The following is a 14,636-nucleotide window of genomic DNA, read 5'->3' as shown; positions in this document are numbered from 1 at the left end:
CCAGTGACTTATTGAGCTGGATCAATACCCTTTTTAGTTAGGGAGCTATTATTTAAACATCACTTAAGTCCAGCAACTCAATAGGAGTTATCCATGAATAAATACACTCTCATAGCTCCACTGCTTGCCCTTGCGATTGCCCCTAGTTTTGCTCACGCCTATGAAGCAGGCGATATCATCGTCCGCGCCGGCGCAATCACTGTAGATCCAAATGAAGACAGCTCTGGCGTGAAGAGTCCACTGGGCGACTTGGGCGGTGGCGCAACAGTAGAAAGCGACACGCAACTGGGCCTGAACTTTGCCTACATGATGACCGACCACTTGGGCATTGAACTGCTGGCCGCCACCCCGTTCAGCCATGATGTGGGCGTGCATGGCCTGCAAGGTGGTTTAGCCGGTCTAAACGGCGACCTGGGTGATGTTAAACAACTACCACCGACCTTGAGCCTGATCTACTACCCGCTCGACAAGAACTATGCATTCCAGCCGTATGTCGGCGTGGGCATCAACTACACCGCATTTTATGACGCCGACACCTCAAGCAGTGCCGAAGCCAAAGGCTTTAGTAATCTTGACCTGAGCGACTCATGGGGCGCGGCAGCGCAGATCGGTGCCGACTACATGATCGACGACCACTGGATGGTCAACGGCCAGGTACGTTATATCGACATCGACACCAACGCCCATGCCGACCTGGCAGGCGTGGGCAACTTGAAGCTCGATGTGGATATCGACCCGTGGGTCTACATGGTCGGTTTGGGCTACAAGTTCTAAGCCCAACCTAGCCTTCACGAAAAAGCCGACACTGAGTGTCGGCTTTTTCGTATTGATGTAACGCCTTAAATGGTTACTCGCTCAGCCCCAACAACTGACGCAGCCCTTCCTTAAGCGGTGTTTCCTGCGGCATGCGATATGCCTGCTTAAGGCGATCATTATTTGCGCGTGAATGGCGAATATCGCCAGCCCGGGGCTCCAGGTAAGTAATCGCAGGCAAGCCACCAAACAGTTCACCAATAGCGTCGAGCAACTGCTTGAGGCTAGTCGCCTGATTCCAGCCCACATTGACCGCATCGCTGAACACTTGCTCTGCGAACAAGCCTTGCTGCAACAACTCAATCAGATCAGCAACGAAGAAAAAGTCCCGAGTCTGCTCACCATCACCGAACACACTAATCGGCAGGTTTTGCTGCGCCCGCTGGGTGAAAATGCTGATCACCCCAGAGTACGGAGACGACGGATCTTGACGCGGGCCAAAAATATTGAAGAAACGAAAAACTGCAGGCTCCAAGCCATGCTGGCGACGATAGAAGTCGAGGTAATACTCGCTCGACAACTTATCCGACGCATAGGGGGTAAGTGGCGACTTGGCTGTGCCTTCATCAATTGGCTGACCTGCACCATTATTGCCGTATACCGCAGCGCTTGAGGCAAACACCACGCGTTTGACGCCGTGCTCACGCATGGCCTCACAGAGATTCAAGGTGCCGACAAAATTGCTTTGGTGGGTGCTGACCGGATCATCGACCGAGGCCTGCACCGAGGCAACAGCAGCCAAGTGAACTACCGCATCACAACCTTCGACAGCCGCCGAAACACAAGCGGCATCAGCCACATCGCCTTCAATGAACTGCAACTGAGGATTATCTAACGGCAAGTTGTCGCGATTACCCATCGACAAGTTATCCAGCACCCGCACGGCATGACCTTTAGTCAGCAATGCATCAACCATGTGCGATCCAATAAACCCGGCTCCGCCGGTGACCAGAATTAACTTAGACATGACGATAGTATTGATCCAATAGGCTCGGCAGCCCCGCACGCCAAGCGCGCGGCTTGATGCCGTAGGTGTGAAGAATCTTTTTGCAGGCCAGCACGGCGTGCTGGGGCTCTTCTGCAGCATCCGGCCGAGACGCATGGGCATCTGCCACTACGTCATCAACCAAGTTGCTACGGAAGCTGCGCGCTTCACTGAGCAAGGCCTGCCCCAGTGCCAGCGATGTCGTCGCCTCATGCCCGCCATAATGATAGGTGCCCCACAACGGCGCCTGGCAATCCAGCTGCTTGAGTACCGCAAGAATGACTCTCGCTGCATCATCTACTGGTGTAGGGTTGCCCCGGCGGTCATCCGCCAGATGGAGTTCTACATCGCGTTCAGCACGGGCTAAAAAACGCCCCAGCAACCCTTCAGCTGAGCTGTCGATAAGCCAGCCAAAGCGCAATAAGACATGCCGCGAACAAACGGCGCGCACGCTTTGTTCTAGACGCCACAATGCCTGCCCATGTAAACCCAGCGGCACAGGCTCTTCTTTTTCGGTATAGGCAGTCGCCCGCGCGCCATCGAACACGCGGTAGCTCGACGGCTGGATCAAACGAATTTCATGGTGTTTGCACAGTTCGGCAAGCCGTTCGACTGCACGTTCCTGACTGGCAAAACGCACTTCGCTCACCGTTTCTGCCTGAAACCAGTCAAAGTAATACGCGAGGTTGATCAGCGCATCAGGGCGTGTGTCATCGAGCAACTGAGTCAGGTTGGCGGCATCCCAGCCTGATTCAGGGGGGCGCGGCGCGAGGAAGTTAATATCTTCCTCAGCCCCGAGACGAATCAGCGCTTGCCCTAAAGCGCTACCCCCACCCAACAGCATCAAACGCATTCGCATAATCGATAGCTATCTCAGCAAGCAGAACGGTTATAAATAAGAGAAAGCTACAAAGCTTTTTAAAGTGACTTGGCTTGCATACTAAAGCTCAGCCGATAAAAAACAAAATAACCCGGATCAAAACACCCAATCAGCACTGCCTACCCCCTTTTGGTTGAAGGCAGTAGCACCGTAATAATGCCTATAAGCGGCAAGAAAGAGCACAGCTTGTAGACATACTCAATGCCATGCAGGTCCGCCAGATGCCCAAGCAACGCGGCCCCAATCCCCCCAAAGCCAAACATCAGCCCAAAGAAGACACCGGCGATCATACCCACGTTCCCCGGTACAAGCTCTTGAGCGAAGACAACAATTGCGGAGAATGCCGAGGCCAAGATAAAGCCGATCACCATACTCAGCACGCTGGTCCAGAACAAATCCGCGTAAGGCAGCGCCAGGGTAAAAGGTGTAACGCCAAGAATGGACACCCAAATCACCATCTTGCGGCCAATTTTGTCGCCAATCGGGCCCCCAAAAAAGGTGCCGGCAGCAACGGCCCCAAGAAACATAAACAGGTGCAACTGCGAACTGGCGATCGACAGGTCAAACCTCTCAATCAAATAGAAGGTGAAGTAACTGGTAAAGCTGGCCATATAGAAGTATTTGGAAAAAACCAGCAGCGCCAACACCAACAAAGCCAGACGCACTCGCCGCGATGACAGGCCGTGCGTTGCTTGACCACCTTGCTTGAGCTTGAACAAATTCAAATGATTGCGATACCAACGGCTCAGCCCCCAGAGCACCATGATGGCAAACACCGCAAACAACCCGAACCACGCGACATGACCTTGGCCATAGGGAATCACAATCGCAGCAGCCAACAGCGGACCAAAGGCGCTGCCAGCATTACCGCCTACCTGAAAAGTTGACTGGGCAAGCCCGTAACGCCCACCGGAAGCCAGGCGCGCAATGCGCGATGCCTCGGGGTGAAAGGTCGATGAACCAATGCCAACCAAAGCAGACGCCAGCAATATCGCAGCAAAGCTGCCGACAAACGCCAGCATCAAGATGCCAACCAAGGTACAAATCGCCCCGCACGGTAGCAACCAAGGTTTAGGGTGGCGGTCAGTGTGATAGCCCACCCAAGGTTGCAATAAAGATGCAGTGAGCTGAAAGGTCAGTGTGATCAAACCCACCTGAGTAAAGGTCAGGCCGTAGTTCGCCTTTAGCATCGGATAAATCGACGGCAGCACCGCCTGAATCAAGTCATTGATCAGGTGTGCCAAGGCGCAGGCACCGATCACCCGCATCACCAAAGGACTGGCTTGACTCACGGTGGAACTGGACGGGCTTGCAGCTATAGAAGAGGTGGTGCTGGACATGGGCAGGTTTCCAGACAGCTAATAATCAGGGTAGCGCGATAATGGGGCCGGTAGTCTAACCTCGCAGCCCAGGGAATGGATATGCGGCACATAGCTTGAGTGACTTCTTAACAGCCAAAAACCTATGCTCACGCGCCTGGGTTATTGGCGGTGCAAGACCATACGCGCCTCCTAAGTGACTTTAAAAATTTCCTTGCACTCGACCTGAGCCATCGCGGGTGCGCGGCAGGTTGCGCTCCAGCGGCAATACCGTGGACGGCACTATCTATACCAAGAGACGGCGAGCTATACCAAGAGACAGCGAGCGTTAAGCCATGCAGTACCTAAGGCCACTCTAGATATATCCAGCGGGAGCGATGCCCGCCCATCAGACAATGGAGTCAGTGCCTGGCTCCAGGCACAGCCTCAGGGTATCCGGCAGTAATAGCGGATTACCGTACACCCAAATCATGGATCCATTGTATTTACGGGCCTAACACTTTTGGCTGGATAACGTCCGTAAAAGCCTCTTAATACAGGAGTAATCGATAATCGAACAGAAGCGGCAAGCTTGAGACAAAATAATAAGTTATTGAAATAAATCATCTTTATTAAAAATAACGTTCTAAATTGAGATTTTTTTTAATACGCCTTCAAAACCTGCATCCATTAGACCATTGCTAATGGATCCATTAATGGGCTAATTAGTACTCAACCGCAGTGAGAGCCCTCCTGACTGGCGGTAAAACAACTACAAGAAAGGGTTAGCCATGAATGAACTATCAAGCTGGCGTCACTGCCTGGATTACGTCAGCCTCCCCTGCGCAGGCATGCATCTGTCACTTCTTTCACTTCTGATCATTGCCGTATCAGAGGTAGGACTATGAGCGTGGACTTGAAAAACCGAGTGGACAGCGGCTCAATGAACCGCTTCCAATGCTTGGCCATCGGCATTTGCATTATCTTGAATATGATCGACGGATTCGATGTGCTGGTGATGGCCTTCACTGCGGCCTCAGTGTCAGCGGAGTGGCAACTCAATGGCACGCAAATCGGCTTTTTGCTGAGTGCAGGACTGTTCGGCATGGCAGCCGGCTCGTTGTTTATAGCGCCTTGGGCTGACCGCTTCGGCCGGCGCCCACTGATTCTGTTCTGCCTGACGTTGTCGGGGGCGGGCATGCTGCTCTCAGCCTTAAGCCAAACCCCTTTCCAACTGGCACTACTACGCGGCATAACTGGGCTAGGCATTGGTGGCATCCTCGCCAGCAGCAACGTGATTGCCAGTGAATATGCAAGTAAACGGTGGCGTGGTCTGGCGGTGAGCTTGCAATCCACGGGTTACGCACTGGGTGCGACCCTAGGTGGTCTACTGGCAGTATGGTTGTTGGGCCAATGGGGTTGGCGCTCGGTATTTCTGTTCGGCGGTGCCGTGACGCTGTCGGTGATCCCGCTGGTGCTAGTCTGGCTACCCGAGTCGTTGGATTTTCTATTAGCCCGACGTCCAGCCAATGCCTTGGCCCAAGTCAATCGCCTCGCCCTACGACTGGGGGAACCGGCAATATCCCTACTACCTGCGCAGCAAGTAACGGAGTTGGGGACTGCCACAGGTGTCAGACAGCTGCTGACTCCGGTGATGCGCCGTACCACGTTAGTGATCTGGTTGCTGTTTTTCCTGGTGATGTTCGGTTTTTACTTCGTGATGAGCTGGACGCCAAAGTTGCTGGTAGCCGCAGGCCTATCGGCACAGCAAGGGATTACTGGCGGGGTACTTCTAAGTGTTGGCGGGATCTTCGGCGCTGCGCTGATAGGCGGCCTGGCCTCGCGCTGGCCACTAACTCGGGTGCTGTCGCTATTCATGCTGGTCACTGCCACGCTGCTAGTTATGTTTGTCGGCACCGGCTCAAGCATCGCTGCAGCACTGGGGCTCGGTTTACTGATCGGATTATTTTCCAACGGGTGCGTGGCTGGCCTCTATGCGCTGTCGCCGGCAGTCTACGATGTCTCAATGCGCGCTACCGGGGTAGGCTGGGGAATTGGTATAGGCCGGATAGGTGCGATCCTGTCACCGGTGGCTGCCGGTTTCCTACTCGATAACGACTGGCAGCCACTGCATCTTTACGGGGTGTTCGCCAGCGTCTTTGTACTAGCCGCAGGCTGCCTGTTGCTGCTCAAGCCCACGGCCAAGACGGCACCACCCGTTCTGGCCAATGCCTAGCTCTGGCGACCGTGATGCAACCCGCACAAGGTGCCGGTGCGGCAGTTGATGGGTGCGTGCCTGATCAGCGCAATTGAAGTCGGTGACCAGCAGCCAGTTTTCAGGCAGCTGTATGGCGGCGACTTCGACCAGACGCGACTGATCGCCGCCGCCCCCTTGTCCTTCTGATTGCTGGCCAACTACCTTGGCTTCGATCCAGCCCGGTGTGCTGCACTGCACCAGCCGTCAGGCTTACGGTACTATGGCGGCACATGTTTTCTGGACACCGCCTAGATGAGTAAGCCCGGTCAATTGGTGCTAGTGACGCTGCGCAAGATGATTGCCACCGGCGAACTTGCCGCTGGTGAGCGCCTGATGGAAGTTCCCACGGCCGAACTGTTTGGCGTCTCGCGGATGCCTGTACGCATGGCGTTTCGCACGCTGGAGCAGGAAGGTTTGCTGGTGCGCTTTGGCGGCCGGGGCTTTCAGGTCCGCTCGGTAAGTGCCGATGATATCGCTGGGGCGGTCGAGGTGCGAGGCGTACTTGAGGGCTTGGCGGCACGCCAGACTGCGGAGCGCGGCTTGTCTGATGAAGCACGTGAAGCTTTGCAGCTATGTCTATTGCAGGGTGATCAACTGTTCGAACAGGGCTTTGTCACACAAGATGATCTCGAGATCTATCATGACCTCAACATGCGTTTTCACCAGGTAATCATCGAGAGCAGCTGCAACCCGGCGATTGCCGATGCACTGGCACGCAACGACCATCTGCCGTTTGCTTCGGTGACCGCACTGGCGGTAGATCGCCACGACATGGTTCGCGAATACCGCCGCTTCAACTTTGCACATATGCAGCACCATGCGGTGTTCGATGCGCTGATCAATCGCCAGGGTGCGCGCGCCGAGGCAATCATGCGCGAGCACGCCAATGCCACTTTGCGCTACGCTGAAACCTTCGGCTCGACGACAACTGATAAACGCATGAAAGTCATTCTACGCGCACAGTAATGCCATTCAGATGTCCAGCACCAGCAAGGGCGTCTTCGAGCGCGAACAGCAGGGCGTGAACTGATCGTTGAGGGCCTGCTCCTCTTCTGTGAGGAACAAGTCGCGATGCTCCGGTACGCCGTCCAACACCCGAGTCAGGCAGGTGCCGCAAATCCCTTGCTCGCATGACATGGCGATTTCGATGCCATGGCTTTCCAGAGCTTGGGCCACCGACTGATCGGCAGCGACTTCAACCACTTGACCGGTGCTGGCAACCTGAACCGAGAAGCATCCATCATTGAGGTTATCGACGGGAACGGCACTAAAGTACTCGCAGTGCAGGTGGTCTTCCTGCCAGCCTTGGGCTCTGGCGCTGTCCAGCACGTACTGCATGAAGCCGCCGGGGCCGCAGACATACAGATGAATATTGTCCTGGGGACTAGCCAATACTTTGGCTGCATCCAGCACTGTTTGCGGCTGCTCATCGAAATGCAGAAACACGCGCTCGGCAAACGCCGAGCGGCTCATGCGCTCAACAAAGGCCGCGCGCTCACTGGAGCGTGCGCAATAGTGCAATTCGAACTCTGCACCGCTGTGAGCCAGACGCTCAGCAAAGCACAGTATTGGCGTAATACCGATACCGCCAGCAAATAGCAGACTACGTCGGGCACCCTGCACCAGAGGAAAAAGGTTGCGCGGCTCGCTGATGCGCAGGCGGCTACCGACCTTTATCTGTTCGTGCAGACTGCGCGAACCACCCCGTGAGGCGGGGTCCTTGAGCACACCAATCAGGTAACGATGGCGCTCCTCAGGATGATTGCACAAGGAATACTGGCGGATCAGCCCGTCGGCCACCTGCACGTCGATATGCGCACCAGCGCTAAAAGCAGGCAACGGGCTGCCGTCGACACTGGCCAGCTCAAAGCTGCAGATGTCCTGCGCCTCGTTGTTTCGAGATAGTACCAATACATCAATCATTTTCGGTCCTCAGACTACGCCCGCTCGTGGCTATCGGTTCTGTTTGTTCTCAGCAGAGGCATGATCACCGTCAAACACGCTGCACGGGCGAGCGTGCTGCGAGTGTTCTAGGCTTGGTTGGCGGTAGCGATCAACTGTGGATCGAGGGTGCGCTCTTTAGTGATCAAGCGCTCCAGAATCTTGCGCGACTGCACTCCACCGGCGTCGATATTGAGCTTGAGCAGGTTGCGCTGGGGGTGATCGAGCAAGTTTTTTTGTTGGCGCTCAAGCATCTCCAGGTCTTCGCTGAAGATCTTGCCCTGCCCCTCGCGGATGGACGCGGTTAGGGCTTCATCCTGCGGATTGAAATTGCGGGCCATGCCCCAAAAGTACCAGATCGAGGTTTCGGTCTCAGGGGTAATAAAGTCGACCACTATACTGGCGGCCTTATGTTGCGGCTCGGCGTGATAACCACCTCTGCCGGCGATAGCCACGCCGACCTCAATCAGCACATGGCTAGGTGGTGTGAAGCGGCAGATTTGCCAGCGATCCACCGGCACGTCATCGGCCAGATTATTCCCACGCAGGGCCATGCGCCAGAACGGTGGGGCCATGATGTTTTCCATATGGCGGGCGGTGACGACCTCATCGCCCTCGACCGTAGTCACCGGCGCGGCTTCGTCAATTTCCTTCTGACCAATACTGGAGGCGTGCACGTATGTTTCGTGGGTCAAATCCATCAGGTTGTCGATCATCAGACGATAGTCGCAATCAATATGGAACAAGCCACCACCATAGGCCCACTGATCGCTGTCCGCCCACTCCAGATGATGGATCAGAGCCGGATCGGCCAGCGCTTGATCACCTGGCCAGACCCAGATAAAACCGTAGCGTTCGACCACGGCAAAAGTCTTGTTGCAAGGGAACCCCCTAACTCGCTGCCCAGGCATTTCAACGGTCTTGCCGTCGCACCCCATCACCAGGCCATGATAACCGCAAACCAGCTTGCCGTTTTCGACATACCCCAGCGACAGCGGCGCACCGCGATGAGGGCAAAAGTCCTCTACTGCGGCAACTCTGCCTTCAAGGCCGCGATAGAACACGATTTTTTCCCCACAAATCTGCCGACCCAACGGTTTTTCGGCAAGCTCATCAGGGGTGCAGGCAACATACCAAGTGTTTTTCGGGTACATCGGAGCTCTCCAGCTACTATTTGTTTTTATTTAATGGATCCATTAAATATTTATGAATACTAGAGAGTCAATTGATACAGGGTTTTCCGAGGTGTTTTTGGGCGATAATCGGACTCATGATCTTATATGGATCCAATTTCCGCATGACTGAACATCGCCTTTCCGGCTAATCAGCGAACGACAGCTTAAAGAATCGTATTAGTCTGGTTCGCCCCACCCGCAACGTGGCAATGCGCCTAATGAGCCGATAGCGGCTTGTTTAAAGGGGCCGGTGCTTACATCGAGCAAATGCCACATGAGCCCTCAAGCTGAACTCAGCACCCAAAAACGCAAAAGCCCCCGAAATTCGGGGGCTCCAGCCTGAAACTTTACAACTTCCGCTAAGGTAACTCCTAGAACGGAATATCGTCATCGAAGCTGTCGTAGTCTGGCGCTGGCTGAGCTTGTGGCTGCGGCGCTGGACGTGGAGCGGCTTGCGGTTGTGGAGCACGTTGTTGAGGCGCAGGACGCTGCTGACGTGGCGCTGAGTCACCGCCTTCGTTGTTTGGACGGCCGCCCAACAGTTGCATAGTGCCTTGCATGTCGACCACGATTTCAGTGGTGTAACGCTTGATACCGTCTTTTTCCCATTCACGGGTCTGCAACTTGCCTTCGATGTAAACTTGCGAACCTTTACGCAGGTATTCACCGGCAATTTCAGCAACCTTGCCGAACATCGAAACACGGTGCCATTCGGTCTTTTCGACTTTCTGGCCGGTTTGCTTGTCGGTCCACTGCTCGCTAGTTGCCAAGCTCAGGTTAGTAACGGCGTTGCCATTTGGCAGATAGCGCGTTTCTGGGTCCTGTCCGCAGGTACCGACCAGAATAACTTTGTTAACCCCACGGGCCATAACGATCTCCTAAGCTGTCAGCACGGCTCTCAGGCTTGTTCTATCAAGCTCTCAAGCGCCGTACGATCCAATTTTTGGGTGTCCACTTTGATATAGATGGCAGCCTCTTCGGCAACCACAACCGCATCTGTTACACCGGGTAATGCCAGCAAGCGCTCCGCCAGCCCAGTATCTTGCACTGCTGAAGCTGAAAGCGGCATGCGCAGACCGGTTACATAGGGTGGTTCACGCATCTTAACAGCAAAGGCCAACCAAAGAAGCGCCATTGCAGCACATCCGAGGAACACCCCCGACAAACTGTAGTGCTGGTACAACCAACCACCCACAATACCCCCCAACGCAGCCCCTAGAAACTGGCTCGTTGAGTAAACCCCCATCGCCGTACCTTTACCGCCAGCCGGCGCGACCTTGCTAATTAGCGAAGGCAAAGATGCCTCTAGCAGATTGAATGCAGTAAAGAACACGATAATGCCCAGCACCAACGCCTGCAAACTATGGCCAAACGCCCAGAAATAAACTTCAGAAGCGAATAACACTGCAACAGCGCCGACCAGCACGCGCTTCATCTGACGCTTTTTCTCAGCGTAGATGATGAACGGTACCATGCCGAAAAAACCAATCAACAGCGCGGTGAGGTACACCCACCAATGCTGTTCTTTAGGCAGGCCACCCTCTTGAACGAGCGCCAATGGCAGGGCCATAAAACTGGCCATAAGGATTGAGTGCAAAGCCAAGATACCGATATCCAGGCGCAGCAAGTCGCCATTACGCAGCGTCGGAATCAGCGCCTGCTTTGCCACCCCGGATTCGCGGTGTTGCAATTGCCCCGGCGTGCTCGGCACCACAAAGGCGATGATCAGCATGCCCACCAAGGCCATTACGGTGGTCACCCAAAACAAGCCAGACAAACCGAACGCCCGGGTCAACAGCGGCCCAACAACCATAGCCACAGCAAAGGATAAGCCGATGCTCATGCCAATCATGGCCATCGCCTTAGTCCGGTGCTGTTCGCGGGTCAGATCAGAGAGCAGCGCCATGACCGCAGCAGAGATCGCCCCAGCGCCTTGTAATACGCGGCCACCAATCACGCCCCAGATCGAATCAGCATTGGCTGCCAGCACGCTACCGGCGGCAAATATCAGCAAGCCCACATAGATGACGGGACGACGGCCGATACGGTCAGAAATCATCCCGAACGGGATTTGCAAGAACGCCTGAGTCAGACCATAAACACCAATTGCCAAACCAATCAGCGCTGGCGTGCTGTCTTTAAGGTCCATGCCGTAGGTCGCCAAGACCGGCAGAACCATGAACATGCCGAGCATCCGAAAAGCGAACACCATGGACAATCCAGCAGCCGCTCGGGTTTCGCTGCCACTCATGCGGTCATTGTGCAGATCGTGCATTACCAAGACTCTAAGTCAGACAAGTCGACAATTCTAACAGCCATACGTACTGCGGCACAGGAGCACACTTTGCCGCAGGGTAGCTGTCAGTCGTATACTCGTGGGTTTCCGCCCGCCAAGCGAGGCCGCTGTTTGTGGACAAGATTCTGATCCGTGGGGCACGTACCCACAACCTGAAGAACATCGACCTAACTCTTCCGCGCGACAAGCTGATCGTGATTACCGGCCTGTCTGGCTCGGGCAAATCATCGCTGGCATTCGACACCCTGTATGCCGAAGGTCAACGCCGCTATGTAGAGTCATTGTCAGCCTATGCGCGGCAATTCTTGTCGATGATGGAAAAACCTGATGTCGACACCATTGAGGGCTTGTCGCCAGCGATTTCAATCGAGCAAAAATCGACTTCACACAACCCGCGCTCCACGGTCGGCACCATCACCGAGATCTACGACTATCTGCGCCTGCTTTATGCACGCGTAGGTATTCCGCGCTGCCCGGACCATGATGTCCCGCTCGAAGCGCAAACCGTCAGCCAAATGGTGGATCAGGTTTTAGCCCTGCCTGAAGGCAGCAAGCTGATGCTGTTGGCCCCCGTCATCCGTGAGCGTAAAGGCGAGCACTTATCGGTATTCGAGGAGTTGCGCGCCCAAGGCTTCGTCCGCGCCCGCGTCGACGGCAAGCTGCATGAGCTGGACGAACTGCCCAAGCTCGACAAGCAAAAGAAGCACTCAATTGATGTTGTGGTTGACCGCTTCAAAGTCCGTGATGACCTGCAGCAACGGCTGGCCGAGTCTTTTGAAACGGCGCTGAACCTGGCGGACGGCTTGGCGCTTATCGCCCCACTCGACAGCGAAGACGATATCAGCGGCATCAAAGGCGAGATGATTTTCTCGGCGCGCTTTGCCTGCCCACACTGCGGCCACTCAATCAGTGAACTTGAACCCAAACTGTTCTCGTTCAACAACCCGGCTGGTGCCTGCCCGACCTGTGATGGCCTAGGGGTTAAGCAGTTTTTCGACACCAAACGCCTGATCCATGGCGAGATGACTTTGGCCGAAGGCGCGATTCGCGGCTGGGACCGGCGCAATGTCTATTACTTCCAGATGCTCGGTTCGCTGTCGGCGCATTATGGCTTTAGCCTGGAAATCCCCTTCGACGACCTTAGCGCCGAACACCAAAAGGTCATCCTGTTTGGCAGCGGCACGCAAAGCGTAGACTTCCGCTATTTGAATGACCGTGGCGACATTGTTAAGCGTGCACACCCGTTCGAAGGCATCGTACCGAACCTTGACCGCCGCTACCGCGAAACTGAATCAACCAGTGTGCGTGAAGAGTTGAGCAAACTGCTCAGCACCCAGCCTTGCCCGGATTGCCGAGGCACGCGCCTGCGCCGTGAAGCGCGCCATGTGTGGGTCGGTGAGCGGACCTTGCCCGCAGTCACCGGCTTACCGATTGGCGATGCGGCTGAGTATTTCTCCGGCCTGTCACTGACCGGTCGACGTGGCGAGATTGCCGATAAGATTCTCAAGGAAATCCGCGAGCGCCTGCAATTCTTGGTCAACGTTGGTCTCGATTACCTGTCACTGGACCGCAGCGCTGACACCTTGTCTGGCGGCGAGGCGCAGCGTATTCGCTTAGCCAGCCAAATTGGTGCGGGCCTGGTTGGGGTGCTGTATATCCTTGATGAGCCGTCAATCGGCCTGCATCAACGTGACAACGAACGCCTGCTCGGCACACTGCGTCACCTGCGCGACATTGGCAACACGGTGATTGTGGTTGAGCACGATGAAGACGCCATTCGCATGGCCGATTACGTGGTCGATATCGGCCCTGGCGCTGGGGTACATGGCGGACGCGTGGTCGCCGAAGGCACGGCGGCTGAAGTCATGGCGCACCCTGACTCACTGACAGGCAAGTATTTGTCTGGCCGTGTCAAAATTGAAGTGCCTGCCAAGCGCCACCCCGTCAACAAAAAGCAGTTGCTGAAAATCAAGGGGGCGCGCGGCAACAACTTGCGCAACGTCGACCTGGAAATCCCGATCGGTCTGCTGACGTGTGTCACAGGCGTATCCGGTTCAGGCAAATCGACCCTGATCAACAACACCCTGTATCCGCTCAGTGCCACAGCGCTCAATGGCGCTACCACACTGGAACCGGCTGCACATGACAGCTGTGACGGCTTGCAGCACCTGGACAAGGTGGTGGATATCGACCAAAGTCCGATTGGCCGTACGCCGCGCTCCAATCCGGCCACCTACACCGGCTTGTTCACGCCGATCCGTGAGCTTTTTGCTGGCGTGCCCGAGTCACGTTCCCGTGGTTATGGCCCGGGACGTTTCTCGTTCAACGTCAAAGGCGGTCGCTGCGAAGCCTGCCAAGGCGATGGCTTGATCAAGGTTGAAATGCACTTCTTGCCGGACATCTACGTGCCATGCGATGTGTGCAAAAGCAAACGCTACAACCGCGAAACCCTTGAAGTTAAATACAAGGGCAAGAACATCACCGAAGTCCTCGACATGACCATCGAAGAAGCACGCGTGTTCTTCGATGCCGTCCCGGCACTGGCGCGCAAGCTGCAAACGCTGATGGATGTGGGCCTGTCCTATATCAAGCTGGGCCAGAGCGCGACAACCCTTTCAGGCGGAGAAGCGCAGCGGGTAAAACTCTCTCGCGAACTATCCAAGCGTGACACCGGCAAGACGCTGTATATCCTCGATGAGCCGACCACTGGCCTGCACTTTGCGGATATTCAACAGTTGCTTGATGTGCTCCATCGCCTGCGCGACCACGGCAATACAGTGGTGGTGATTGAGCACAACCTGGACGTGATCAAAACCGCTGACTGGCTGGTGGACTTGGGCCCTGAAGGCGGCTCAAAAGGCGGGCAAATCATTGCGGTGGGCACGCCGGAAGCGGTGTCCGAGATGCCGCAGTCGCACACCGGCTACTTCCTCAAGCCCCTGCTTGAGCGAGACCGAGCGAAGCGTTAAACCCTGCCCCATAAAAAAGTCC

At 55.5% G+C, this 14,636-nt stretch carries 11 protein-coding genes; 4 read left to right on the top strand and 7 right to left on the bottom strand.

Annotated features, from left to right (window positions below; genetic code table 11):
• Positions 1–93 precede the first annotated feature (93 nt).
• Entirely contained in the window at positions 94–774 is a 681-nt protein-coding gene (locus tag ACIGCM_RS17565) for an OmpW family protein (protein WP_397503349.1), read from the top strand.
• 73 nt (positions 775–847) lie between these two features.
• Here the strand turns inward: ACIGCM_RS17565 and ACIGCM_RS17560 are convergent, their stop codons facing one another.
• The 3 genes from ACIGCM_RS17560 to ACIGCM_RS17550 all read right to left on the bottom strand — a co-directional run bounded on the left by ACIGCM_RS17560 (position 848) and on the right by ACIGCM_RS17550 (position 4,018).
• Positions 848–1,780 carry an SDR family NAD(P)-dependent oxidoreductase gene (locus ACIGCM_RS17560; protein ID WP_397503348.1) on the bottom strand — a complete coding sequence of 311 codons (933 nt, stop codon included), beginning with the start codon at positions 1,778–1,780 and terminating at the stop codon, positions 848–850.
• Positions 1,773–2,657 (bottom strand): sugar nucleotide-binding protein, encoded by an 885-nt coding sequence (locus tag ACIGCM_RS17555; protein ID WP_397503347.1) that lies wholly within the window; start codon positions 2,655–2,657, stop codon positions 1,773–1,775. The genes ACIGCM_RS17560 and ACIGCM_RS17555 overlap by 8 nt, the downstream gene beginning before the upstream one ends.
• 140 nt (positions 2,658–2,797) lie before the next feature.
• On the bottom strand, positions 2,798–4,018 hold the full coding sequence (locus ACIGCM_RS17550) for an MFS transporter (protein WP_397503346.1): 1,221 nt from the start codon (positions 4,016–4,018) through the stop codon (positions 2,798–2,800).
• 862 nt (positions 4,019–4,880) lie between these two features.
• On the opposite strand from ACIGCM_RS17550, the gene ACIGCM_RS17545 reads away from it, so the two are divergent.
• Both ACIGCM_RS17545 and ACIGCM_RS17540 read left to right on the top strand, forming a co-directional pair.
• Positions 4,881–6,212, top strand: a complete 1,332-nt coding sequence (locus tag ACIGCM_RS17545) for an MFS transporter (RefSeq protein ID WP_397503345.1) — start codon at positions 4,881–4,883, stop codon at positions 6,210–6,212.
• Positions 6,213–6,485: 273 nt separating this feature from the next.
• Entirely contained in the window at positions 6,486–7,199 is a 714-nt protein-coding gene (locus ACIGCM_RS17540) for a GntR family transcriptional regulator (RefSeq protein WP_397503344.1), read from the top strand.
• Positions 7,200–7,205: 6 nt separating this feature from the next.
• On the opposite strand, the gene ACIGCM_RS17535 is transcribed toward ACIGCM_RS17540, so the two are convergent.
• The 4 genes from ACIGCM_RS17535 to ACIGCM_RS17520 all read right to left on the bottom strand — a co-directional run bounded on the left by ACIGCM_RS17535 (position 7,206) and on the right by ACIGCM_RS17520 (position 11,624).
• Entirely contained in the window at positions 7,206–8,156 is a 951-nt protein-coding gene (locus tag ACIGCM_RS17535) for a PDR/VanB family oxidoreductase (protein ID WP_397503343.1), read from the bottom strand.
• Between the two features lie 107 nt (positions 8,157–8,263).
• A complete protein-coding gene (locus ACIGCM_RS17530; protein ID WP_397503342.1) occupies positions 8,264–9,328 on the bottom strand; it encodes a Rieske 2Fe-2S domain-containing protein in 1,065 nt (354 codons plus the stop codon).
• 392 nt (positions 9,329–9,720) lie between these two features.
• Positions 9,721–10,218: a single-stranded DNA-binding protein gene (locus ACIGCM_RS17525; protein WP_339490026.1), complete on the bottom strand. Its 498-nt coding sequence runs from the start codon at positions 10,216–10,218 to the stop codon at positions 9,721–9,723.
• A 29-nt stretch (positions 10,219–10,247) separates the two neighbouring features.
• A complete protein-coding gene (locus ACIGCM_RS17520; protein WP_397503341.1) occupies positions 10,248–11,624 on the bottom strand; it encodes an MFS transporter in 1,377 nt (458 codons plus the stop codon).
• A gap of 134 nt (positions 11,625–11,758) precedes the next feature.
• Here ACIGCM_RS17520 and uvrA point away from each other — a divergent pair, with 134 nt between their 5' ends.
• A complete protein-coding gene (gene uvrA / locus ACIGCM_RS17515; RefSeq protein WP_397503340.1) occupies positions 11,759–14,614 on the top strand; it encodes an excinuclease ABC subunit UvrA in 2,856 nt (951 codons plus the stop codon).
• Positions 14,615–14,636: the final 22 nt, after the last annotated feature.

The sequence above is a fragment of the Pseudomonas sp. NPDC078700 genome (assembly GCF_044542375.1).
GTDB lineage: Bacteria > Pseudomonadota > Gammaproteobacteria > Pseudomonadales > Pseudomonadaceae > Aquipseudomonas.
Note: the sequence above shows the minus strand (reverse complement) of the source record. Positions and strands in the feature narration are given on the sequence as shown.